Consider the following 23,415-nt stretch of genomic DNA (forward strand, 5'->3'; position numbering starts at 1 on the left):
ATGCAAGTCCATAGTTTTCCTATGAACAAATATTTTATAGACAGCCAAAGATACAGCCGTAAGCGAGATTCTGTTTTAGTAGTCATCTATCTAAGGAGATATATTCTCCTTCCTCGCATTGCGAGGTGCCCCTACCCGCGGGTGACGATTGTCCCCGCCTATTTGGGTTGCACGCAGATGGAGTTTACCCTTGCACTCACCGGTCGCCCGGTGACCTAGTTTCTGTGGCACTTTAGGGCTACTAATGACTCAGGGAGTCACTTTCACCGTCGTCAGGTCGCCCTGCCCCGGCTTACACCGGGCACCTTTTTACACCTGCTGTTGACCAGCAGGTGTGCGTGTCTCGACTTTCCTCTGCCCTTTAGAGGGCAGCGACTACTCGCTGTACTTTGACTTCGCCACGGCTGTTAACCGCGGCATTTATAAATTATACTCTATTTTAGGAATAAATCAAGTGACTAATCTTTCAAGAACAAATAGTTTTTTCCAAATTTTATTATATCCCATTACTTTTTGGCTTAAAAGATATAATTTCAGCATAGATTTAACCTACAATACTTATTTAGACTTTGGAGGAACTTTAATTTTTTTGGTTAAGTTGGAAATTTTATGTATAATTTTCTGACTTTCAACCAAAACTCAATTCAACATCGTAGAAAGGCAGGAATTTCTGTTAATATGGCGAAGAAATTATAAAGTAACCAATAAGGGGGATGATTATCATGGAAAATCAAAAGGCCAACTCTGGTTATAGGGTAAACCAGCGAAGTGACGGCTCCCTGATCGGAATCGAGGTTATCTGTTGTAAAAAGCATGTAGGTGAAATGAGGTTTAAAGACGGTGAAGTTCTGTCCTGTCAAGAGTGTGGGACTAAACATAGAGTGAAGATTCATCATAACCATTTCCATATTGATCGTGAAGAAGAAATCCTAGAACAAGAATAAAATAATAAAACCGGGTTGCACAATAAAATATTTGTGTAATCCGGCTTTTTTATTACTATGTACCATGGGTTAGTGTTTTTCTATTAGATATTTCCAATAACGGGTAGGCATAAACTGTTTCTGCAGTTTCGGATTTTTCCTTCCCTGGATGGCGGTACTTTTAAAGTACTCCTTCCATAGCTCCTGATAAAAATTATCCTTTTCTTGTAATATTGCTTCATTTTTCTCCATAGTAGTAATTATCCATTCCCTCTGATTATATAGGGCTGCTAACCCTCTTTTTAAATCATGTATAATCCAGTTTTGGTTCCCCAGTCGCCGAACAAAATGTGGTGCTATAAGGGACAGGATGTTATTATCCGGTTCCATGGGACCATAGTAAATGTTATTTGGCAAAAGGCTAAAGCGAAGGAGTCCAAGCATTCGGTGCCTTTCTGCACCTACCTGCTGCCAGATCCTATGAATAGTCCTGACCGTATTTTCTGAAAGGTGTCCACTAATATTCCCACCCATTGCCCAGCCCATTTTAAGATACTTGTATATCAATATGCCTTTGTCTGGCCTTGCCGATAGAAAAACATAGAAAATTTGTCTTAAAACTGAGGGGGAGATTTTGCTTTCAATGGAGGTCATTACTCTCTTTGCCTTATCTATATCAGTTGGTATGGGTACTGTTATACTGAATAAGTCCTCCTGCAAGTCATCTTTAGAAACAATAGCCTCCGGTTCCTCTCTTCTGTAGTAAGCCTCATAAATACAGGTCATTAATCCTTCAAAGGAATCATCATATACATACGTGATCATAATTATAGCTCCCCTGTAATTGTGGCCTTGAGTTCTTCAACCGGAGGATTATCCCATTCAGTAAACAGAGAAAGCTGTGTCCATGTCTGGGCTGGCTTTGGTTTAGGCAGTAAACGCTGTGAAATTGTATCTTCCCTAAAGGGTACTTCTCCAAAATATTTACCCCGGCAGGTTATAAAATACCTGGCCCTTTTCATCACTACGCCTATTTTTTTCAGGTCATCAAAATCCAGGGAATGAAATCTTCGGGCTGAGATTATCTTCTGGGCGGATTTTACACCTATACCAGGTATGCGAAGTATAGTTCTAAAATCTGCCTTGTTTACTTCAACGGGAAAAAACTGCAGATTGCGTAAGGCCCAATGGGATTTAGGATCTAAGTCAAGGTGCAAATTTGGAGTTTTGGAGTCTAATATTTCATCAGCTGCAAAACCGTAGAACCTCATAAGCCAATCAGCCTGATATAATCTATGCTCCCTTTGGAGTGGAGGGTTGGCCAGGGTAGGCAGTTTGGGGTTAGTCGAAACTGGAACATAGGCTGAGTAATATACCCTTTTTAGGTTAAAGCTTTTATAGAGGTTTTCTGATAGTTTTACAATTTTTAAATCCGAGTCTGGGGTGGCCCCAATGATCAGCTGGGTGCTCTGTCCCGCAGGGACAAAACTAGGTGCCTTATGGGAAATTTTTCTTTCCTCCTGGGCCTCAGCAATATGTGTTCCTATTAAGCCCATGGGCTTAATAATTGCGTCTTTGTTCTTTTGGGGTGCTAACAGCTTAAGCCCTTCGCTGGAAGGCAGCTCAATATTTACACTCATCCGATCTACTAGGGTGCCGGCTTCAGCTATTAATCTCCAATCTGCTCCAGGTATAGCTTTAAGGTGAATATAGCCGTTAAACCTATACTCATTTCTTAACTTCTTCACCGCAGTCAATAATAATTCCATTGTATAGTTGGGATTTCTCATGATAGCAGAGCTTAAAAAGAGTCCTTCTATATAATTACGCCGGTAGAAATTTATTGTTAAGTCAGCCACTTCTTCAGGGGTGAAGGCAGCCCTGGGAAGATCATTGGTCAGCCTGTTAACACAGTAAGCACAATCGAATATACAGATGTTTGTCAGTAATATTTTAAGAAGTGAGATACATCTCCCATCGTCAGACCAACTATGGCATATGCCACAGGCTGCCGCATTGCCAAGCCCCCCCTTTGAGCCTTTTCTATTGCTTCCACTGGAGGAACAGGAAACATCGTATTTTGCTGCAGCCGATAGTACGTTTAGCTTTTCTTTCAGATCCATAGCACAACCCCAAGTCTTTCTTCATAAAGTAACTTTTACTACCAGATTTTATTATATTATACCAGCCTGCCCAACTACAAACAAGTGTTCGCTGCTATATAGTGCCTATGATAAAACTCTCCACTTTTCAATGGAGAGTTTGGGGCTTCTTTAAATTTATAATTATGTGTTTACCTTAGCTTTATACTCCTCCAGCATCAAGTGTATATCTTCTCTGTTGAGTTTTCCAGTGAGGCTTGTGGTTTTGAAAAAACGCTCGGGAAACTCTAGCTTATCCACTTCAAATCCTAATTTAAGTCTTGTTTGATGTTTTAAATTAAAGATTTCCTCGCCAAGCTTGTTTAATTCCTCTTTAGTTACCCCGATGCCAATGGAATCAAGGGCAGCAATTACTGTTTCTATTTGGTAAATTTCCCTGGCAAAAAGGCATATGGTAAGGCAGTTTAAAACATTTCTCCATTTCTCCTCCTTTACCAATGCCTCCACTTTCTCAGCCAGTGATTTATCCTTAAGCTTTTGATCCACTGAATAACCTGCATTGTCAAGATGACTGTGCCTTGCCCCAATGGCCTGTCCCAGAATGTTAGCGTAGCCTGTGTGATAACCGGCAATTTCATTTTTTGCCAGGGTCATGGCATATTCCTGACCGCCGTATTTTGCTGCTGCTGCAAAGGTACCCTTTGCTAAGGTTTGGTAGAACCCATTGGATTGCTTGACCATTCCCTGCAGAATTTCCAAATAGGGTTCCACTTGGTCAAACTCAGGGCGAACACCCAGCTGTTCTTCAGTAACCTTTCCCTGTTGGAAGGCCTCAGTAACCCAACCCAACAATACCCCGGCGCTGATAGCATCCATTCCCAGTTCTTCCACCGCATCAATGAGTTCGTATATTTTACTTTGAGAGGACATTCCTAGGAAAGAACCCAGGGCAAAAATTAACTCATGATCATAGGAGAGGGATTTGGATTCGTAATCATAGCCAGGTCCAAATTCTCTACGATGTAAGCCAATGTGAATGCACCCCACAGGGCAACCGGCACAGGCCATTTTCCTTACCAGACTTTCCTCCGCAAAGGCTTCCCCACTGATTGCCTGGGCATTCTCAAAGGAGCTTTGCTGCAGATTTCTGGTGGGTAAACCTTTTAAATTATTTAAGCCATTTACATTTATGGCTGTACCCAATCCATGATATTTATCCATAATATCGGTGCTAACAGCCTTGTTGTAAATCTCTTTATATATTTTATTGTATTTGGCAAAATCCTTGATACTCTCTTCCTGCTCACCGTGGATAACAATAGCCTTAAGATTTTTAGCCCCGAAAGCGGCTCCAATACCTAAGCGGCCAAAGTGCCTGTATGTATCTACATTGACGTTAGCAAAGGCAACGCCCTTTTCCCCTGCAGGACCAATCCTTATACAGCTCCTGTGACCCCTGCCGGACTCTAAATTTCGTAATATGCTGCCTGTTTCCGAGACCGTTAATCCCCATAGGGCCGAGGCATCCTTAAACCTAACCCCCTGGTGGCCTATTGAAAGATAAGTTGGCCTGCCGGCCCTTCCCTTTATTACTATAGCCTGAAAGCCACTCATCCTCATGGCCAGAGCCAGCCTCATACCAGCATAACTCTCTCCCCACTCACCCGTAAGGGGGGAGCGAAACATGGCTACAACTTTGGTCACCACAGGAAAGATGGTGGATAATGGTCCATTGGCTAGTACTATTGGCTGCTCAGGATCAAGGGGATCCCTTTCTGGTTTTACCAATTCAGAAAACAGCTTGGTTGCCACCCCGACTCCACCTAGATAGGGCATCAAATCTTCTCTGTTCTGAACCTCAATGCGATTCTCGGTAAGGTCAATATTTAACACCCTGATATAATCATTAGATTTCATTTCCGCTCACCTCCATGGTTATTACCTGGTGAGGGCAGAACCTTGTACAAGTCCCGCATTGAATGCATATTAATGGTTTATTACTCTCATGATCAAAGTTAATTGTTTTTACAATACATGCCTCAACACAATCCTGGCAGCCTATACACTTATCAGGAATAAACTTCACTCCCCCACCATTTCTGGGCAATAAAGCACCGGTGTGACAGGCCCGGGCACAGGCTGGTTCAATACAACCCCTACAGATATCTGCCAGGAAACGGCTTTGCAAGCCACCAGCCGTATGGATTTTGATGGCAGACTTACTTAAAGAAAAACTTCGCCTTATTGTTCGAGCACAGGCAAGCATACAGGAATAACAGCCAATACACTTAGCCATATATTTGGCATTAAGGATTTTAGCCACTTTAATCCTCCTTAACTCCAGAAATCAGTTCAGACTATAATTAAGCTTATGGAGAAATTATAAATATAATGGCCCTGGCTTAACTTTGCACCAGGACCTGCCAGAGATTTAAGGATATACTCTATATAGCATCCGGGGATAAGGTATGGTTTCCCTTACATGTTCCAGTTTGCATAGCCAGGCCACTGTTCTCTCCAGACCGAGGCCAAATCCTGAGTGGGGTACACTGCCATAGCGGCGCAAATCAAGATACCACTCAAAGGCTTCTTTGGGCAATTTATGCTCTTCTATTCTCTGTTCTAACAGCTTTAGGTCATCCAGACGCTGACCACCGCCGATGATTTCCCCGTAACCCTCCGGTGCAAGTACGTCAGCCCCCAGTACTACCTTAGGGTTCTCCGGGTCTGGTTTCATGTAAAAGGCTTTTATTTCTGTGGGAAATCTATGTATAAATACAGGGGCATCAAACTCTTCGGAGATAATTGTTTCATGGGGAGCTCCGAAATCATCACCCCAGGTAAAGTCTTCACCTTTACTTTTTAGCAGTTCAACTGCTTCTGTGTAGCTTAGCCGTGGGAAAGGCAGTTTGATGGCCTCCAATTTACTTACATCCCTACCGATGTACTCTAAATCCTTTCTTCTCCGTTCAAGGGCTCTCTGAACAATAAAGTACAATAATTCCTCCTGCAGCTTCATATTGTCCTCATGGTCAAAGAAGGCTGCTTCAGCTTCAATCATCCAAAATTCCATTAGGTGACGGCGGGTCTTAGATTTTTCTGCCCGGAAGGTTGGTCCAAAGCAATACATTCTTCCCACCGCCATGGCCGATGCTTCGTTATAAAGCTGGCCGCTCTGGGAAAGGAATGCTTTTTCACCGTGGTAATCCAGTTCAAACAGGGTAGTAGTCCCCTCGCAGGCAGCAGGTGTAATAATCGGGCTGTCCACCAGGGTAAAATCGTTTTCATGAAAGAAATCCCTAGCTGCCTGTTCAATCTCTGCCCTAATCCGCAAAATAGCGTTTTGCCGTGGGGTACGCATCCAAAGATGACGCCTGTCCATTAGAAAATCAACCCCATGTTCCTTGTGTGAAATGGGATATTCCTCAGCCAGACTTATAATCTCCAAGCCAGTGACAGTAAGTTCGTAACCTCCCACTGAACGGGACTCCTCCCTCACGACTCCCTTCACCCTTAGGGCAGATTCCTGAGTAAAATTTTTAGCCATTTCAAACAATTCGGGAGCTTCCTTTTTTACCAGCACCCCTTGTACTATTCCGGTACCATCCCTCATTATTAAAAATTGAATTTTCCCAGATGAGCGCTTATTGTACAGCCATCCCTGTACAGTTACTTCTTCTCCCACATGTTTCCCCAAGTGTCTAATCAAAGTTCCCTGCAACAACATATTCACCCCAAGTCTCACTTTGTTCATTTATTCCAAATCTATATTATCATTCTCCAGTCATCCAAATCTATACAATTATTAGCCTTATTAAGAAAAACCTATTATCAATCCCTAAATATGTAAAGAACTGCCCCCTGCTTTGCCTTTAAGTCAGAGGACAGTTCTTAGACATTTTGGATTTCATGGCTGTTGCTTGATCAGCTTATTATATCCCTTGCATATAGGGCAGCTCCAAGGGCACCTGCAACCTGACTGAATTCGGGGACAACCACCGGACAGCCTGAAGCCTGGGTTAATTTATCCTGCATGTCCTTGTTCTGGGCCACTCCCCCAGTGAAAATTACTTGTTCCACCGGGCCAAATCTGCTGGCCATACTCCAAACACGCCGGGCCACTGAGCGGTGGATCCCGGCAATAATATCCCTTTTGTCTTCTCCCTTTGCCAACAGGCTGATCACTTCTGATTCTGCAAAAACCGTACACATGCTATTTATTTCAAGGGGATTGCGACCTACGGCCAAATCTGCCAGTTCGCTGACATCTACCCCCAGGGCTGTGGCTATAACCTGAAGGAATCGACCTGTTCCCGCGGCGCATTTATCATTCATTGTAAAATCCAGGACCTTGCCCTTTTGATTGATAAGTATGGCTTTACTATCCTGCCCACCAATATCAACCACCAGGCCACCTTTACCTATCAAGTATGCAGCACCTCGAGCATGACAGTGAATTTCTGTCACCGCCTTGTCAATGAAGCTAAGGGAAACCCGGCCATAACCAGTTCCCACCCGACAATTGACATCCTTTGGACTGCAGCCAACCTGTTCAAGAAGTTCATCGTAAGCTTTCACACCGGCATCCCGGGGACTCCAGCCAGTTGGCTTGATGAGATATTTAATCTCTTCCCCTACCAGCATTACAACTTTAGTGGCCACGGACCCCACATCTATACCGGCAGTTATTTGCATTTAGATCACTCCTGAATTAATTCAAGGAAAGCCTGAACCCTTACCCTCAATTGCTCGACGTCAGATTCTGAATAATCGGTTTCCAGGTGGATATAGGGCAAATTTAACTGGCTTTGTACAAAGTCACGGATAAAGAATGCCTCAACATTATAGGTGTGACAAGCCTGCCAGGTTAAATCTACAACCCCATCAGCCTGATATTCTTTGGCTAATTTCCCAATAAGCTCAAGCCTTCCCTCGTTGGGGGACATACAGGAGCAGGGAATGTTGAGGTATTTCTCTGCCAGGGCCACCATGACATCCTTACTTTCATCTTCATCCACCAATCTATCAAGGGCCTTATAACCAGAGCAATTTTCAAAGGCAACCACAGATGCCCCACTTTCCTCTAATAGCTTGACTACTTTTTCTGACCCAAAGCCAACCGGACAGCCTGTTAGTAAAATCCGTGGAGCATTGGAGGCAAATGGGCTAATACCCTTGGCAGCCAGCTCCTCAGTTTCTGCAATTAGGTCCTCAACCAGCTTAATGCCATCTTCCTTATTTACATTAAAACCTTTGGTCCAAACAGACACAAGTAAATCCACCCCGGTAATAGGGGCAGGCTTTGCCTTGGTTACTTCATGTAACCTCCGCATGGCATCCCTTTCCCGGTTCATGAGCTTAATTGCTTTGCGAATATCCTCTTCGGTAATTTCTACACCAAATTTATCAGCTAACCAATCCTTTAACAGGCTCATTTCCCTGGTCCAGGCTTCCATAGCTTCCTCTGATTTATTGTGGGGTAAATTCATTACATGCATTGGTTTAATTTTCCCCATTAACTCATACATCTTTTTCTTTCCATCACAGGTGGTTTCTGCCACCAACAAATCTGCTGCCTCAAAGTAAGGGCATTTTCCAGTGATGGCAAAACCGTAGCTTGACTTAATAAGCGGGCAAAGGTTACGGGGAAGATCCCTCTCTGCGGCAGCCACCGGCTCCTGACGTGTGCCACATAGGGTTACTGCGTGGGCACCGGCAGCCAGTATTAACTCCTGGGGTGTAAAGGTACAGTAACAGCCTACCACCTTCTCTCCCTGCAGCTTAGCATTTTGTACTGTAAGAACATTTAGATTACGTAGCTCGTCAAATATTTTCATGCTTTCTGGTCGCAAAATAGATACCCCCAAATATTTTATTCTTAATAATATATTTATGGGTTAAAATCAAAATTTCCTTTATATGATTTATCACGTATTTTCATATTGTTCAGGAATAATATAACTTATTTTATAGATACCTTGTGGAAGGAAAGTAAAATAATGTATTTATCTAAAACCATTACATTACAATAACCCTTCCCTATGGTATAATTTTCTGAGAGGGGGGCTGCGCGTTGTTTGATATTGTTTGTTATCGGTTGAAAGGTCACCTGAATTACCAATGCCAGATATGCCCAGCCGGTAGTTCTTTAGAAGACGTAGTGGAAACCTGGCAAAATGTATTGGATACTCATCGGGTTTCTGGTTTTAAATCCGAGGAAGAGGCAAGAAAATATATAAGTGAAAATTACGATACTGAGTTTTAAACAAATTTTCAAGGGACACCCTAGGGTGTCCCTCTTACATTTTATATTTTTATCAATTCATATTCCCTAGTGCCCAGCCCAATGGTTTCCGCGTACTCAAGTCCGCGCTGACAATTAACATGGGGCCACAGTGCTTTAAATTTGTCCGAGCCACCTGGTTGCCCCTCAAGACGTGATCCAGGCAACCCGTGTTCTTGGTTGATTAAATCAATACAGGCCTGATCCAGGGCCACAGGGTCCAAAGAGGCCAGTATGCCAATGTCCCTCACAATGGGAGCATCATTCCAACCACAGCAATCACATTCAGGGGAAATGTTATTTACAAAGGTTATAAAGCCGCACTTGCCGGAAAACTGTTTCAAAACGCCAAAGGTATACTCAGCAATCTTTTCTTGAATAACGTCTGGCTCGGTTTTCCAGTTAACCGCAATGGCACCAAAGGGACAGCTGACTGTACATTCACCACAGCCTATACAATGTTCCTCTAATATAAAAGATTTATTTCCTTCACCGGCAGCTATTGCCTCACCAGGGCACCATTTATGGCATTTACTGCAACCTGTACACTTTTCTAGATCAATGGATGGACGGACATCCGAATGCATCATTTGTTTACCACTTCTAGAACCTAAACCCATACCTATATTCTTTAATGACCCGCCATACCCGGTCAGTTCATGCCCTTTAAGGTGGCTTATGGCGATAAAAGCATCCGCATGAAGCACACCGGCCCCTATTTTTACTTCTTTAAAGTGTTTAAGATTTATTTCTACATTGGTATATTCTTTTCCCGTCAAGCCGTCAGCTATAACCAGCGGTGCATTGACAACAGAGTAGCCCCAGCCGTTTTCAATGGCAGTTTGCAGGTGATCAACGGCATTTGAACGACTGCCCACATATAGTGTATTAGCATCCGTTAAAAATGGTTTTCCCCCCCGCTCCTTAATTTTATCCACTAGCCTCCTGACAAATTGGGGCCTTATATAGGCAGTATTGCCCCTCTCTCCAAAATGAACCTTGACTGCCACCAAGTCCTTGGGGGTTACGATATCTTTGATACCTGATACTAAATATAGTTTTTGTAATTTGTCAATGAGGTTTTGTTTTACACTGGCCCTTGTGTCGGCAAAGTATACCTTTGAAGCCAAAATGGTTCCCTCCTTGTATATTTAATCGTCTTCATCCCCGAAAAAAACAATATCGTTTAGTTTAAACCAACCAAGGGTATCCAGATTGTCCGCAAGAAGATCAAAAAGAACTTTTTGTTGTTTTAAAGGCAGTTCCTCAATCTGTTTGACCAGTTCCTCCACCTTGGTCATGCAATGTCCCTCCCATTACCTTCGCCTGCTAGAATATCTCATTTATGGTAGATTTGCAACATCTATAATATTTCAGTGGAAAAATCAATTAACTCGGCCTCTCCATTGGCTTCAATTGACTTAATAACGGTATTTAGCATCTGGTTTACATGGGCGGTTTCATTACTTACCACTGCCACCCCTAGGGTTGCCCTTTGCCAGAGATCCTGGTTGCCAACTTCAGCTATGGAAACATTAAATCTGCTACGCACCCTATCAATGATGCTTTTTAACACCCTCCTTTTATCCTTTAGTGTGTTGGAGCCTCCAATAAACAGCTCTACCGTCATTAGTCCCACGATCAATATTAAACACTCCTCGTGTGTAAACTTTATGAAATTCCAATTTCATTGGCATAAATGATAATACAATAAGATTATAAACTATAACCTTGGAAAAGCAAAAACCCTAACACTAAGTGATAGGGTCTCCTGATTTATTATAGGTGATATTATTAGTAATTGTGAGTACCGATTACAACCTCTTTGAATTTGCTTTCTAACTTTTTCTTAATGCCATCCAAATCAATGGGACAGGCAGCAGTTTGAACAGCTTTTACCATACAGGTACCCAGATGTACAGCATCAATATCCCGCTCCAGGTAATCTGCTTGCTCGGTTAATAATTGAGCCCTTGGCATAATCAACCCAGGACAGTCGCCACAGTTAGTCATGGCCACAATTTTCACCTCATCATCATAGCGAGCGAATTCCCCATCCTTTTGTTCCGCAGCTTTAAAGCACTTCAAACAGGCAACACAACTAATGTCTCTAATTTTTTTACATGTAAAAATAGCAACCCTTTTCATATGACACCTCCATATAATAATTATAGGGAGGTATTCTCTACTAACTTTAAAATACCTTCTGGTTTTAAGTTAAACCACGTCCCTAAACTTCCTGCTGTGCCTTTAATAGGTGCCACTTTCTGGCCATAACTAGAGTAGCTGTCAGGGCTAAGGTCCCACTCACCGTGAAGGCTAAGGAGGCTCCAAATAATTTGGCCACTGCCCCTGCCAGCATTCCTCCAAGGGAAGACAACCCGATAAAGGATAATGAATATACACTCATAACCCTGCCCCTCAAGTTGTCAGGAACTTGGGCTTGTATGATGCTGTTTACAGAGGCGGAGACGGTAACCATACTCCACCCGGCTCCTATTAGAAATAAGGCAGCCAGCCAATACCAGTTGGTAAACCCCAAAAACAATTCAAAAACTGCTAAACCCACCGCACCAGACCAAAGAAATTTTAATTGGTACTGTTTTCCCGATAGGATAACTAAACCTATTGCCCCAGCCAAAGAACCCGCCCCTAAAGCAGAAACCAAGCCACCAAAACCTTCTGGACCTTGAAATAATATATCCCTGGCAAACACAGGAATCAATACTCCAAAATTCATGGCTGATATACTAAGGGATGCTAGAAGTCCCATGGGAATATATACCCCAGGTGTAGATAAAATATATTTTATTCCAGTCTTAATTTGATCGATTATATTCTTACTATCTATAACCCGTTTAATCTTCTCAAGTTTCATTAACATAAGACCAACTATGACAAAGAAGAAACTAGCGGTATTTATGAGAAAACAAGTTGATGCTCCATAGTGGGCTAAGATTATTCCTCCCAAGGCAGGACCAATGATCCTGGCAGAATTAAACATGGACGAGTTTAAGGCAATGGCATTGGATAAATCTTCCCTCCCTACCATCTCTACAAGGAAGGACTGCCGGGCCGGAATATCAATGGCATGAAATATCCCCATCAATAGACTTAGGGCAATAATATGCCAGTAATTGAGAAGACCATTGAAACTCAACAGGGTTAAGACCAGTGCAAGTAACATAAAGGAAACTTGGGTTCCTATAACAATTGACCTTCTAGGCCATCTATCAGTAATTACACCTGCAACTAGTGAAAACAACAGGTTAGGAACAAATTGAACAAAGGTAACCACCCCCAGCAAAAAGGGAGAGTTGGTTAATTCCAAGACAACCCACGCTAAGGCTACATTTTGCATCCAAAATCCAATCAGGGATACGATTTGTCCAAAGTAAAATAGTCTAAAATTTCGATGCCTAAGAGCAGCTAAAGCCGGTGATCCTAATACCCTTTGCCATGATTTTGCTACAAAGCTACCCATTTTATAACCTCCGGTATCCAGGAAAAACAACTAAATTAGTTTACCACGTTTACAAATAGAAAACAGCCCCTGGGCTGCTTTCATTATAATTATTAAAAAATATTATAAAGAATAATAAATGATACCACTTACCGGACCCACATGGGAACCAATAACCGATCCGATATCCCCTTGCCAAACCTCTTGACATTCTAATCTATTGATTACTTTTTTATATAATGCTTCACCAGCTTCTGGGTCACCGCCATTTATAATAGCACAGTTTATTTTAGCTCCCTTTGTCTGCTGTTCTACTATTTGAACCATACGTTCTAACCCTTTATCCCTACCCCTAATTTTCTCATAAGGGCATACAATTCCATCATTTATGCAAAGCAAGGGCTTTATGCTCAGTAAGGTACCTAAAAAAGCTTGAGCTTTTCCTATTCTTCCTCCCCTTTCTAGATGGTCCAGGGAGTCAACTAAAAAAAGAACTTTCATTTTACTAACTAAGGAGTTAAGTAGCCTTAATATCTCTTGTTTACTTTTTCCTTCGGCAGCTGCCCTGGCAGCTGCAATGGCCATCAATCCCACTCCCCAGGAGGCTGACATGGTATCAACAATTTCAATATCTCCAGTAACCATCTTTTTTCCAACCTGAGCAGACTGATATGTGCCACTAAATTGTCCCGATAATGTTAGGCAAATAACCTCTGAACCATCCTTAACTAATTCCTGAAAGACTTTGGCAAATTCACCCGGTGATGGCTGAGAAGTAGTGGCAAACTCACCCTTCTTAAGTCTCTCATAAAAAACATCCGGTTTAATCTCTTCCCCATCCTTATAGACCTCTCGCTCAAACAAAACCTTCAAGGGAACTCTACTTATATTAAACCTCTTTAACAAATCATCCGTCAAATCTGCAGTACTATCGGTAACTATCCTTACCGGAGGCATTACATCACCTGCCCTAATTTACTCAACTGAAAGAATAAAATGATATAGGGGCTGCCCTCCCTGGTGAAGTTCAAACTCAATATCAGGTAACTCTTCCTGCAAGTATTCTACAATTTCTTCAGCCTGCCCCATAACCTCCTCACCTGAATAAAGGGTTACCAAAGAATGTTCTTCTTCTAACATTTTATTTAACATATCCGTTAGAATTAGTTTTAAATCAAGCCCCACCGACACTATGGTGCCCTCTGCAATGGCAATTAAATCTCCATGGTTAATCTGAAAGCCATTATAATTGGTTTCCCTAACAGCCCTGGTAACTTCACCTGTTAGTACAGATGCTGAAGCACTAACCATATTCTCATAGTTCTCCTCTAGGTTAACCATAGGGTTAAAACTCAGAAGTGCACCCATTCCCTGGGGAATGGTACGGGTCGGAACTACAATCACCCTTTTATCCTGTACCATTTTAGCAGCCTGCTCTGCTGCCAGAATTATATTTTTGTTGTTAGGAAGAAGTAAAATACCCTTGGCTGGTACAGATTTTATAGCGCGAATAATTTCTTCAGTACTGGGATTCATGGTCTGACCCCCAACAATAACTGAGTCAGCCCCTAGACTATACATAATATCCATTAGTCCCTCACCGGTACCTACTGTCACCACACCGATCTCTTTGGTTAATGTATCACTTTCATCCTTTATTTTTCGGCTTTGTTCCTTCATATTGTGTATAGCTACTTCATGGAGGGAACCATAATTCAAACAGTTTTCCAGTACCATTCCAGGATGATTAGAATGAATATGCACCTTAACCACCTGCTCAGTACCCACTACCATTAGGCAGTCGCCATAGGGGGCCAATTCGTGCCTTATGGTCTCTATGGGAATATTCGTCCCTTTGACCAGAAATTCTGTACAGTAGGTAAAGTGAATTTCGGTATCTACTTCCCTTGTTAACACTTGAGTAAACTTACTTTCCTGCCTGGCCTTGAAATCCATCAGGAGCCCAATATCCTCAGCCTGTTTTAACCCATTTAAAATGCCTTCTAATATTATTACATATCCTCTACCACCAGCATCAACTACACCAGCCTCTTTTAGAACAGGTAAAAGATCAGGCGTTTCTGCCAGGGCCATCCTTGCTTCCTTTAAAGTCATGATCATGACTCTAAGCAAATCATAATTCTTCGCCACTGCATTCCGGGCAGCCTCTGCACTGCGCCTCATAACAGTAAGTATTGTGCCCTCCACCGGATTCATTACAGCCTGGTAAGCAAGTTTAGCACCCTCTTCAAGGGCCTCCACAACCTCAATGGCATTGGCACGTTCCTTTCCAGCCAATGCCTTGGAAAACCCCCGCACAAGTTGTGAAAGGATGACCCCAGAATTCCCCCGGGCACCCATAAGGCATGCCTGGGCTGCTGCTTCAGCCATCTCTCCAATATGCACAGTTTCCAATTCCTGAATTTCCTTAGCTGCTGCCAGAAGGGTTAAATACATGTTATTCCCCGTATCTCCATCTGGCACAGGAAACACATTAAGGGCATCTATCTCGCTTTTATGCAGTGCTAATAGGTTTGTGCTACCAAGGATCATTTTTTTAAGACCCTGTCCGTCAAATGAATAAAGACTCACAACTTCCTCCTAGTTAATGCATATTAACTTCAGTTTAACATAATTCTCGGTTAGCCTTAACTTTCCTTCAATAATGTATAAAATCTTATAACTTTAAAGTTTTAAAGCTATTTTTCCCGTTTCCACCATCATTTTTCATTCCATTTTATTGAAATAATATATAATAGCTTATTCATAAAGCCTTTAACCTTTCCTCTTTTGTACATTGTTGTTTGTCATAGAGAATACCAATAAAAAACCGGAGCTATCAAATTAATGATAGCTCCGGTTTTTTACTCATATTTTTTATTCATAAATTTATTACGCAGGTAACTTGAGTAAACAATGGATAAAGGATTATGCCCGAGAACACGATCTTTTACTGCATAGGTTGTTACCGGAGCATCTGAGTATTTTTTGAACAAAATATCATGCCCTACACATAGTCCCACTTCCAAATTGAGGTCTGTTTCCTTTTTATTGAGCACCTTTGCTTGTAGAATAGGGTTGCAAATTACCTCAATTTTATCCTCCTTTACCTTAGGAACCTCGTAGTCCTCTTTCCTTGGACCACCAATTTTACAACAGGCCGAGTATACTTCAAAGTGTTGGGATAAAATTTGTTCTAATACAGCTACTTCATCGGCTAAGCCAACACAAAAGGCTAAGCCTATTCTCTTGAAACCCATTCTCTTTGACAGCATTATAACTTCGTCCAAACGAGTTAGGTTGTTACCATGTTCCGCCTGAAAATGACCACTTAGGCGATGATATGGCTTATTGCTGCTCTCAAAACATTCTTCCGCGCTAAATTTTCCTCCCGTGCAGTCAAATCCATCCTTATCACACCTATTCTTTGGTTGCATTTTACAAGAAGCACACTTCATTAATGGGACCCCCTTTATTTTACTGGTTTGGTCCCAACCTAGATAGAGATACCAGTGGCAGCTTGAATCATGGGACCGAACATATACTTGATACCAATATAGAAAAGTACAAAGGCTAGGAAATACTTTAGTTTGCGAGCGTTGATAAATTTGGAGAGGTGGGCAGCTATAATAGTTCCGATAGCCACACCAATTAATTCGAAGCCCAAGAAGGAGAAGTCGATCTGGCTACCCATCTTGAGGTAGTTACCAATACTAGTTAAGGAACTGACTAGAATGGATAAAACTGAAGTTCCTGCAACAATATACATGGGAAAACCCATAATGCTAGTCATAAACGGTACTAGCAGAAATCCTCCGCCAACACCCAGGGAAGCGGATATAATAGCAACAATTATGCCGGCAATGAAAGGGGTTAGTGCATTATATTTAAATTCTTGACCCGCAAAGGTAAAGGAGTTTTGTAAACCAACTTGATTAAAATTAACGCCGATTTCCTTTAATTCGTTCAGCTTGCCATTCTCTTTAAGTTCCTTAACCTTTTTAGCAAAGGCCTGGTTAGCTTGCTTAACACTTTTCTGACCATCAATAAATTTGCGGCTGCACTCGTAGAATAATCTCACGGCAATGAGCAGGGTAAAGAAACCGAAATAAGGCTTGAATGTGGCCATATCTTTTAGATAAGTATGGGATAGTGATGAGCCTATTAATGCGCCTATAATTCCACCGAGTCCTAGGGCAATGGCTGTTGGAACTACAATTCTTTTTTCTCTCAAGTAAAGGGGAGTGCCTACAACCGGGCTAACCAGAGTCAGTACCTGGTTCATGGGTTTTACCATGTTTGCGTTTTTAATACCGAAGATACTCATATGCCCTACACCAGCTAGAATACCGCCAGCTGCACCTACTGTTGTAAAAACATAACCTACAAACATACCCCAGAGAATTAATGCTATCGGACTAGCATCTACACCTGCCATTGAAAAATGCATCAATAATCCCTCCGTATTATTTTATTTTTTGTAGACCTGCCAAACCTACAATGTCTGTTTTTGCACAAAGTTTTGGTTTAATATAATTGAACATCCATCTCCCCAACATGAAACTCAGGTACCCTACCATGTATGCAGCAAAAACACTGGTCTCATATTTAATAATAGGAATTGTTACTGTTTTAAATTTAATACTAATAAGCCATATAATAAGCACGTGTGGCACTATGTTGTATAGTGCGTCAACTACTATTGCAGTTAAGTAATCAAAATATACATCACGCATTTCTTTTTGCAGTGACCTATATGCCGCTACATCACCAATCTCAACTGCAATGTTTGACAACTCATCAAGTTCCTGATATTCTTTTTTTAATTTCTTGATTTTGTTGCTATGGGGATCTCTTAAGTACTGAATAACTTTAAGCATTATTGACATTACACCACCTTGTCTACTTTACTTCAGTCCTCCCTTCAAATGTTTTTCGCTCAATTTGCTTGTTATTAATTTATCAAATATCCCGAGTTGTTCATGTCGCTCTTGCGACTATATTTTTGTCATTGTTTTTACATAATTTTAGTCGTCTTGTTTACATTAATTATGTCTTATATAGGACAGTTTCTTTTTAATATGTATCTAGTTATAATTAAATCTTTATTCAAACTCATATTATCAACATAGCTTAATTTTTTTCTTAAGCATAATAAAAACAGTGGTTAGATTTATCTTCTAACCACTGTTTTTATTATGCTTAAACTATCCATTTATTGAGTTTTTCTACGTCCACTACATACATTTCTCTACCTTCTATTGCTATACTTTTCTCTTGCTTAAATGTATTAAGCAGGGAGGTAACGGTTTGCCTTGAGGTCCCTATCATACAGGCAATCTCTTCGTGGGTTAGCCGTAAATCAATTTTGGTGCCACTTACCGTTTCAACACCCGCCCGCTCAGCCATCTTTATTAATAACATGGCTAATCGGCCAGGAACTTGCCAACAAACCATCTCATGAATAATACCTTCGGCTTCCCTCATTCTTACCCCAAGGGTTTTAGCAACCTTTATAGCTATTGTCGGATGCTGTTCTAATAATTCTTCAAATCTGTTCTTTCTGACAACAACTAATGTAACATCGTTGATTGCACCTGCAAAGCAGGTTCTTTCGCCATGGTAAAGGGTTTCTGCAAGGCCCATCAACTCTCCTGGATGCCTCATGCTGCCAACGGTAACCCTTCTGCCATCTGCAGTTATACGATATATTTTCACAAATCCTTCTTCTATCAAATAAATACGATCAGCAGTATCACCAGCTGCAAATATGATCTGACCCTTAGGGTAGTTGACTACCGTTCCGTATTCCCTTATCAGGTTTTTCTCGTGTTCTTCTAAAGCCAAAGGTTCATAATTTAAGCTTTCCATGTAGGCAACGTCCCTCCTAAAAGACCTGATTAAGTCTCCAACACTTTCTCACCATTATATTTTATATCTTTCTTTCCGCCTGTTCAATAAACTTTGATGATTATATTATCTTTCTTTCCTTAAGTATGTAATTCTTTTTGTTTAAATAACCATATCATATATTTAATCCTAATGATATCCCACTATGACAACTTTAATGATTGAGACTCCTCAGAATCAATTGAGGAGTCCCAAATGTTGGCTTTTATATTAGTCTGGCATCATCGCCTACTCTAACCAAACCTCCATCAACAACCTTTCCGAAGCGCCCCTCCCGGCTAACAATATAGGGTCGTCCGTGCTCTTTATATTCTTCCTTACCAATATGAAGTATCTCAATTATTGCTTCTCCTATCTTTATTTTGCTGCCTACACAAAAATGAGCAAGGTCAACTTCAGCAATAGTAATATTTTCAGTATAACCGCCATTTAAAACCTCGTCTTTTTTATCAGGCGGCACCAATTCTAAAGCTTCTATAGGAAATATACTCACCTGTCTTTCCCAATTACCCCCATGCCCATCCCCTGCTAAGCCCCATCCTTTAATTATATTAACTGACTCAATTTGACTCTTTTCTATACCTCTGGTCGAACTGATATTAATTGAAACTACCTTTCCCATTTTAACACACCATCCATTCTACTATATTTAATTGTAATTAATATTTATCGGCAAATTGCTGAAAAAGATCTTCTTTTATCTTCTCATGTTCAGCACGGTTGGCAACCTGGCCAGTTTCTAACAACTGCTTGTACAGCCAATAGTCATAAATAGATTGCTTTAAAGCACGTATTCCTAATAAGGAACAATGTTTTTTCTGTTCCGGTAATCCCCCTAAATATTCTACTACATCATTATCAGTTAACTGCAATGCTTCTTCACAGGACTTACCCTTGGCCAGCTCTGTAACTGCACTAGAAGTAGCTATTGCCCCAGCACAGCCATACACTCTAAATTTAATCCTTTTAATAATCTCATTCTCTACAAATAGTGTAACCTCACAGACATCACCGCAATCTATTTCACCAATTTCTCCTCTACCATTGAAATCTTTTACAACACCGACGTTTCTTGGATTAGAAAAGTGTTCAAGGGCCTTCTCAGTATAGGATAATGAATTATTACCCTCTTGACGATCCATGGTTATTACCCGCCTTATATTTTTTTTATGTTTTTATCTATAGCTATTATCCTATATTAATTAATTTGTTTATTCAATACTTTTAGTGCAGTTATTTAAGTTACTTCTAAGGTAACAAAACTTTAATAAACATCTTAATAATTTTAATTAGAATCTAAAGCCCGGTTAACCCCCGACCTTTAATATCTAATCATATAATTATTGGAGGTGTTTCTATTATGTCCATGAAAGCACGTTGGACGGGTATCCTTTCACTTTTAGTGGTGGTAGCTCTACTAGTAACCCTAGTGACAAGTCCAGCAACAGTAGGGGTGGCCAATTCTAGCAAGGGAGAGACCTATAACGGTAAAGCTCCCAAGTATGTTTTTCTATTCATTGGCGATGGTATGAGCTACGCCCAAGTCAGTAGTGCAGAAATGTACCTTGGCAACAAGTCAAAACCGGGACAAGTAGTCCCCCAGGAACTCAACTTCTCAAAGTTCCCTATCCATGGAGCAGCAACAACTTATGATTCCACTTCTTTCATTCCTGATTCAGCATCTACAGCCACTTCCCTCTCGACAGGTAATAAAACACTGTCAGCCGTAATTAATATGGATATAACAAAAACCATTAAATACAGTCCCATTACTGAAGATTTAAAAGCAGCTGGCTATAAAGTCGGGATTATCACCAGTGTTCCCATTACCCATGCTACACCCGCGGCTTTTTATGCTAAGGTGCCAAACAGAGGTTTAGCCTATGAAATTGGCCAGCAATTGGCTGCCAGCGGCTTCGACTTCTTTGGTGGTGGATCCTTTGAGCAAAGATATGGTCCAAAGGGTGAAGATAAAGATGTTCTAGAATTCGTAAAAGAAGCCGGTTATAAAGTTGCAAATACTAGGGAAGAAATACTGGCTTTAAACAACAATTCGGGCAAAACCGTTGCTATCAATCCAGTCCTTGACGGCGCCGCTATGAACTACGAATTAGACCGCAACAAACAAGCTGGCGAACTTTCCCTGGCCGATTTCGTAAGAAAAGGTATTGAAGTTCTAGATAACCCAAAGGGCTACTTTATGATGGTTGAGTCCGGGAAAATAGACTGGGCCAACCACGCTAATGATGCGGCTGCTTCCATCCATGACACTGTCGCTTTTGCTGATGCCATTGAAGAAGCCCTAAAGGTTTACAGACAGTATCCCAATGACACACTTATTATCGTTACAGGTGACCATGAGTGCGGTGGCATGAGCATTGGCTTTGCCGGAACAGGCTATGACACTTTCTTTGATAAAATTGAGCCGGTCACCATGTCTTATGTAGAATTCGAAAAGGTTGTTAACAATTATAAAAACAACACAACCCGCGAGAATGCTAAGCTTGAAGACCTTATGGCTGATATTAAAAAAGCCTATGGCATATCTAACTTTACAGATTATGAAATGAGCATACTCCGTGCAGCCCTAGAAAGAACTATGATTCCCACCACCGAGAAGAAAATGACTGACCAAGAAATGGTTCTATATGGTGGATATGAACCCCTTACAGTTACCCTTTCGCACATTGTAAACAATAGGGCAGGCTTAAATTTCAGCACCTATTCACATACCGGTCTTCCTGTTCCAGTATATGCCATTGGAACTGGGGCCAACTTATTCGACGGCTTTTATGACAACACCGACATTTACTTTAAAATGGCCGCTATAACCAAGCTTAATCAACTAAAGAAGGCAGCCGGTATCTAATTTCAAGCTTATCCAGGTATTCTAAGTACATTATATTTATCCTTGAGCGGGATTTTATCTCGCTCAGTTTTTTATTATCTCGCTGGAGGCAAAACTATGCTTAAGAATATTTCTAAACCTGAGCTTATCTTTAATATTATTGTTGCTATTGCTATAATAATTCTCATCATGATTCCTACCGGGTTCCCCAGTAATGCCTACCCTAACAGTACTAGATCTGCTGCAAAGATACTTGATGTTAATAATGATAATGTTTCAAGTACAATTGGTTTTGTTTTCCAGGGTGAGCAAATTTGCAAAATAGAGATACTTGATGGTCCCTTCAAAGGGGAAATAACAGAGGCTAACAACAGATTTGTTGGCAGACTAGAAGTGGATAAGGTTTTTGTACAAGGTGATAAAGCCCTTGTGGTTATTGATTACACTGATAATAATATCAGGCATGTAACTATCATTGACCATTACCGTATTAATTTAGAAGCCCTTTTATTTGGCCTTTTTGCCATATTTTTAGTTTTGTTCGCTAGATGGACCGGTGTCAAAGCACTACTTTCATTTGTTTTGACAGTTTTAATGATTTGGAAGTTATTAATACCTTTACTACTGAAGGGCTGGAACCCTATAACTATTTCGCTGACCTTTGTGGTTATAATCACCGTGGTTGTTGTTCTATTAGTTGGAGGTTTTAATAAAAAATCCCTTGCGGCCATAATCGGCTCCCTTTCGGGGACAATACTAACAGGCTTACTGGCAATTATCTTTGGCAGCTTATTTAAGATTCATGGTGCAGTACTCCCCCACTCAGAAACCTTGCTCTATGCCGGGTATGCACACCTAAATCTCACCGATATCCTTATTGCTGTTGTCTTTATAGCTTCCGCTGGTGCCCTTATGGATTTGGCCATAGACATTGCTGCCGCCGTTAACGAGGTAGTAGAAAACAACCCTAATATATCAACTGCCGAAGCTATACAATCCGGCTTTAATGTTGGCAGAGCTGTGGTAGGCACCATGACAACTACTTTGTTATTTGCCTATACAGGTGGCTATATTGCACTATTAATGGTATTTATGGCCCAGGGAACTCCCATAATCAATATACTCAACTTAAAATATGTATCTAAAGAAATAATGCATACAGTAATAGGGAGCTTCGGACTAGTAGCAGTAGCCCCTTTCACAGCCATTGCAGCCGGTCTCTTATTAACCCACAAAGCAAAAACCTCCAGCAGCAACCAAAAAATTCCCTTGTAATATGTGTGTTATCATTGGGACTGTCACGGGGACGGTTCGACTGTCACGGGGACGGTTCTAGTGACAGTTGTGACATTTACAGACAGTCCAAACATTAAGAAACCCGCCGTCTTAATCAAAAGACAGCGGGTTTTGTAAAATTACTCTGGCGACGACCTACTCTCCCAGGGACTTGCGTCCCAAGTACCATCGGCCCTGGAGGGCTTAACTGCTGTGTTCGGGATGGGAACAGGTGTACCCCCTCCGGTATCGCCACCAGAAATCTTATGCAATTCTCACAATCCCCTGTCACAGGGACGGTTCTCCTGACAATTTTCATGTTCCTGTCACAGGGACGGTTCTAGTGACAGCTTTCAGTGTATTGGAGACGATTACTGTCACTAGAACCGTCCCAGTGACAACAGTGACAAGGTGTTCCCTGAAAACTGAACAGATTAAAGTTTGTCGTCGTATATATTTTCTTGATTTAGGTCAAGACCTCGACCTATTAGTACCGGTCGGCTGCAGGCATTGCTGCCCTTACACCCCCGGCCTATCTACCATGTAGTCTTCATGGGGTCTTACCTACTTGCGTAGTGGGAAACCTCATCTTGAAGGAGGCTTCGCGCTTA

General features: G+C 41.4%; 24 protein-coding genes, 2 rRNA genes and 1 other RNA gene. 4 read left to right on the forward strand and 23 right to left on the reverse strand.

Annotated features, from left to right (window positions below; all coding sequences use genetic code 11):
- Nucleotides 1-54: 54 nt before the first annotated feature.
- Nucleotides 55-387: RNase P RNA component class B (gene rnpB, locus P6N53_RS16060), an RNA gene on the reverse strand.
- 335 nt (nt 388-722) lie between these two features.
- Between rnpB and P6N53_RS16065 the strand changes: the two genes are divergently transcribed.
- On the forward strand, nt 723-944 hold the full coding sequence (locus P6N53_RS16065; RefSeq protein WP_304544986.1) for a hypothetical protein: 222 nt from the start codon (nt 723-725) through the stop codon (nt 942-944).
- 69 nt (nt 945-1,013) lie between these two features.
- Here the strand turns inward: P6N53_RS16065 and P6N53_RS16070 are convergent, their stop codons facing one another.
- From P6N53_RS16070 to P6N53_RS16100, 7 genes are all read right to left on the reverse strand, one after another.
- Nucleotides 1,014-1,748: a TIGR03915 family putative DNA repair protein gene (locus P6N53_RS16070; RefSeq protein ID WP_304544988.1), complete on the reverse strand. Its 735-nt coding sequence runs from the start codon at nt 1,746-1,748 to the stop codon at nt 1,014-1,016.
- 2 nt (nt 1,749-1,750) lie between these two features.
- On the reverse strand, nt 1,751-3,046 hold the full coding sequence (locus tag P6N53_RS16075; protein WP_304544990.1) for a putative DNA modification/repair radical SAM protein: 1,296 nt from the start codon (nt 3,044-3,046) through the stop codon (nt 1,751-1,753).
- Between the two features lie 162 nt (nt 3,047-3,208).
- A complete protein-coding gene (locus P6N53_RS16080; protein WP_304544992.1) occupies nt 3,209-4,942 on the reverse strand; it encodes an aldehyde ferredoxin oxidoreductase C-terminal domain-containing protein in 1,734 nt (577 codons plus the stop codon).
- Nucleotides 4,932-5,348: a 4Fe-4S dicluster domain-containing protein gene (locus P6N53_RS16085; protein WP_304544994.1), complete on the reverse strand. Its 417-nt coding sequence runs from the start codon at nt 5,346-5,348 to the stop codon at nt 4,932-4,934. Before P6N53_RS16085 ends, P6N53_RS16080 begins: the two co-directional genes overlap by 11 nt.
- Before the next feature lie 108 nt (nt 5,349-5,456).
- Nucleotides 5,457-6,752, reverse strand: a complete 1,296-nt coding sequence (gene asnS / locus P6N53_RS16090) for an asparagine--tRNA ligase (protein ID WP_304545031.1) — start codon at nt 6,750-6,752, stop codon at nt 5,457-5,459.
- A 197-nt stretch (nt 6,753-6,949) separates the two neighbouring features.
- Entirely contained in the window at nt 6,950-7,720 is a 771-nt protein-coding gene (locus tag P6N53_RS16095; RefSeq protein WP_304544996.1) for an acyl-CoA dehydratase activase, read from the reverse strand.
- Between the two features lie 5 nt (nt 7,721-7,725).
- Nucleotides 7,726-8,877: a double-cubane-cluster-containing anaerobic reductase gene (locus tag P6N53_RS16100; RefSeq protein ID WP_304544998.1), complete on the reverse strand. Its 1,152-nt coding sequence runs from the start codon at nt 8,875-8,877 to the stop codon at nt 7,726-7,728.
- 221 nt (nt 8,878-9,098) lie between these two features.
- On the opposite strand from P6N53_RS16100, the gene P6N53_RS16105 reads away from it, so the two are divergent.
- Nucleotides 9,099-9,290 (forward strand): hypothetical protein, encoded by a 192-nt coding sequence (locus P6N53_RS16105; protein ID WP_304545000.1) that lies wholly within the window; start codon nt 9,099-9,101, stop codon nt 9,288-9,290.
- Between the two features lie 41 nt (nt 9,291-9,331).
- Here P6N53_RS16105 and P6N53_RS16110 read toward each other — a convergent pair whose 3' ends face one another.
- The 13 genes from P6N53_RS16110 to P6N53_RS16170 form a co-directional block, all read right to left on the reverse strand.
- Nucleotides 9,332-10,438, reverse strand: a complete 1,107-nt coding sequence (locus P6N53_RS16110) for a DUF362 domain-containing protein (RefSeq protein WP_304545001.1) — start codon at nt 10,436-10,438, stop codon at nt 9,332-9,334.
- 21 nt (nt 10,439-10,459) lie between these two features.
- Entirely contained in the window at nt 10,460-10,609 is a 150-nt protein-coding gene (locus P6N53_RS16115) for a hypothetical protein (RefSeq protein WP_304545003.1), read from the reverse strand.
- 62 nt (nt 10,610-10,671) lie between these two features.
- Nucleotides 10,672-10,953, reverse strand: coding sequence for a DUF503 domain-containing protein (locus P6N53_RS16120; protein ID WP_304545005.1), 282 nt, complete (start codon nt 10,951-10,953; stop codon nt 10,672-10,674).
- Between the two features lie 149 nt (nt 10,954-11,102).
- Complete coding sequence (locus P6N53_RS16125; RefSeq protein ID WP_304545007.1) at nt 11,103-11,456, reverse strand: CGGC domain-containing protein; 354 nt, start codon at nt 11,454-11,456, stop codon at nt 11,103-11,105.
- A gap of 82 nt (nt 11,457-11,538) precedes the next feature.
- Nucleotides 11,539-12,792, reverse strand: a complete 1,254-nt coding sequence (locus P6N53_RS16130; protein ID WP_304545009.1) for an MFS transporter — start codon at nt 12,790-12,792, stop codon at nt 11,539-11,541.
- Between the two features lie 102 nt (nt 12,793-12,894).
- Nucleotides 12,895-13,728 carry a DegV family protein gene (locus tag P6N53_RS16135; RefSeq protein ID WP_304545011.1) on the reverse strand — a complete coding sequence of 278 codons (834 nt, stop codon included), beginning with the start codon at nt 13,726-13,728 and terminating at the stop codon, nt 12,895-12,897.
- Between the two features lie 18 nt (nt 13,729-13,746).
- Nucleotides 13,747-15,363 (reverse strand): DAK2 domain-containing protein, encoded by a 1,617-nt coding sequence (locus tag P6N53_RS16140; protein WP_304545014.1) that lies wholly within the window; start codon nt 15,361-15,363, stop codon nt 13,747-13,749.
- Between the two features lie 272 nt (nt 15,364-15,635).
- Nucleotides 15,636-16,229 (reverse strand): DUF1847 domain-containing protein, encoded by a 594-nt coding sequence (locus P6N53_RS16145; RefSeq protein ID WP_304545016.1) that lies wholly within the window; start codon nt 16,227-16,229, stop codon nt 15,636-15,638.
- Nucleotides 16,230-16,267: 38 nt separating this feature from the next.
- Entirely contained in the window at nt 16,268-17,221 is a 954-nt protein-coding gene (locus P6N53_RS16150; RefSeq protein WP_304545018.1) for a sulfite exporter TauE/SafE family protein, read from the reverse strand.
- A 16-nt stretch (nt 17,222-17,237) separates the two neighbouring features.
- Nucleotides 17,238-17,660, reverse strand: a complete 423-nt coding sequence (locus P6N53_RS16155) for a hypothetical protein (protein ID WP_304545020.1) — start codon at nt 17,658-17,660, stop codon at nt 17,238-17,240.
- Nucleotides 17,661-17,973: 313 nt separating this feature from the next.
- The gene (locus P6N53_RS16160; protein WP_304545022.1) at nt 17,974-18,642 is read right to left on the reverse strand and encodes a Crp/Fnr family transcriptional regulator; all 669 of its coding nucleotides are present in this window, start codon (nt 18,640-18,642) and stop codon (nt 17,974-17,976) included.
- A 244-nt stretch (nt 18,643-18,886) separates the two neighbouring features.
- On the reverse strand, nt 18,887-19,303 hold the full coding sequence (locus P6N53_RS16165; protein WP_304545024.1) for an MOSC domain-containing protein: 417 nt from the start codon (nt 19,301-19,303) through the stop codon (nt 18,887-18,889).
- A gap of 37 nt (nt 19,304-19,340) precedes the next feature.
- Entirely contained in the window at nt 19,341-19,823 is a 483-nt protein-coding gene (locus P6N53_RS16170) for an iron-sulfur cluster assembly scaffold protein (RefSeq protein WP_304545025.1), read from the reverse strand.
- A 218-nt stretch (nt 19,824-20,041) separates the two neighbouring features.
- Between P6N53_RS16170 and P6N53_RS16175 the strand changes: the two genes are divergently transcribed.
- Together P6N53_RS16175 and P6N53_RS16180 are read left to right on the forward strand one after the other, a co-directional pair.
- Nucleotides 20,042-21,550, forward strand: a complete 1,509-nt coding sequence (locus P6N53_RS16175; protein ID WP_304545027.1) for an alkaline phosphatase — start codon at nt 20,042-20,044, stop codon at nt 21,548-21,550.
- 96 nt (nt 21,551-21,646) lie between these two features.
- Nucleotides 21,647-22,804, forward strand: a complete 1,158-nt coding sequence (locus P6N53_RS16180) for a YibE/F family protein (RefSeq protein ID WP_304545029.1) — start codon at nt 21,647-21,649, stop codon at nt 22,802-22,804.
- A gap of 143 nt (nt 22,805-22,947) precedes the next feature.
- On the opposite strand, the gene rrf is transcribed toward P6N53_RS16180, so the two are convergent.
- Both rrf and P6N53_RS16190 read right to left on the reverse strand, forming a co-directional pair.
- Nucleotides 22,948-23,064: ribosomal RNA gene (gene rrf, locus P6N53_RS16185) — 5S ribosomal RNA — on the reverse strand.
- 207 nt (nt 23,065-23,271) lie between these two features.
- Nucleotides 23,272-23,415: ribosomal RNA gene (locus P6N53_RS16190) — 23S ribosomal RNA — on the reverse strand; the annotation flags it as partial.

The sequence above is a fragment of the Desulforamulus aquiferis genome, assembly GCF_030577015.1.
Taxonomy (GTDB): domain Bacteria; phylum Bacillota; class Desulfotomaculia; order Desulfotomaculales; family Desulfotomaculaceae; genus Desulfotomaculum; species Desulfotomaculum aquiferis.

Coding starts and splice junctions, on each gene's coding strand:
- P6N53_RS16175 (WP_304545027.1), top strand. CDS start 20,042: ATGTCCATGAAAGCACGTTGGACGGGTATCCTTTCACTTTTAGTGGTG.
- P6N53_RS16145 (WP_304545016.1), bottom strand. CDS start 16,229: ATGAAGTGTGCTTCTTGTAAAATGCAACCAAAGAATAGGTGTGATAAG.
- P6N53_RS16130 (WP_304545009.1), bottom strand. CDS start 12,792: ATGGGTAGCTTTGTAGCAAAATCATGGCAAAGGGTATTAGGATCACCG.
- P6N53_RS16065 (WP_304544986.1), top strand. CDS start 723: ATGGAAAATCAAAAGGCCAACTCTGGTTATAGGGTAAACCAGCGAAGT.
- P6N53_RS16150 (WP_304545018.1), bottom strand. CDS start 17,221: ATGCATTTTTCAATGGCAGGTGTAGATGCTAGTCCGATAGCATTAATT.
- P6N53_RS16070 (WP_304544988.1), bottom strand. CDS start 1,748: ATGATCACGTATGTATATGATGATTCCTTTGAAGGATTAATGACCTGT.
- P6N53_RS16160 (WP_304545022.1), bottom strand. CDS start 18,642: ATGGAAAGCTTAAATTATGAACCTTTGGCTTTAGAAGAACACGAGAAA.
- P6N53_RS16080 (WP_304544992.1), bottom strand. CDS start 4,942: ATGAAATCTAATGATTATATCAGGGTGTTAAATATTGACCTTACCGAG.
- P6N53_RS16115 (WP_304545003.1), bottom strand. CDS start 10,609: ATGACCAAGGTGGAGGAACTGGTCAAACAGATTGAGGAACTGCCTTTA.
- asnS (WP_304545031.1), bottom strand. CDS start 6,752: ATGTTGTTGCAGGGAACTTTGATTAGACACTTGGGGAAACATGTGGGA.
- P6N53_RS16170 (WP_304545025.1), bottom strand. CDS start 19,823: ATGGATCGTCAAGAGGGTAATAATTCATTATCCTATACTGAGAAGGCC.
- P6N53_RS16135 (WP_304545011.1), bottom strand. CDS start 13,728: ATGCCTCCGGTAAGGATAGTTACCGATAGTACTGCAGATTTGACGGAT.
- P6N53_RS16155 (WP_304545020.1), bottom strand. CDS start 17,660: ATGTCAATAATGCTTAAAGTTATTCAGTACTTAAGAGATCCCCATAGC.
- P6N53_RS16165 (WP_304545024.1), bottom strand. CDS start 19,303: ATGGGAAAGGTAGTTTCAATTAATATCAGTTCGACCAGAGGTATAGAA.
- P6N53_RS16075 (WP_304544990.1), bottom strand. CDS start 3,046: ATGGATCTGAAAGAAAAGCTAAACGTACTATCGGCTGCAGCAAAATAC.
- P6N53_RS16095 (WP_304544996.1), bottom strand. CDS start 7,720: ATGCAAATAACTGCCGGTATAGATGTGGGGTCCGTGGCCACTAAAGTT.
- P6N53_RS16180 (WP_304545029.1), top strand. CDS start 21,647: ATGCTTAAGAATATTTCTAAACCTGAGCTTATCTTTAATATTATTGTT.
- P6N53_RS16125 (WP_304545007.1), bottom strand. CDS start 11,456: ATGAAAAGGGTTGCTATTTTTACATGTAAAAAAATTAGAGACATTAGT.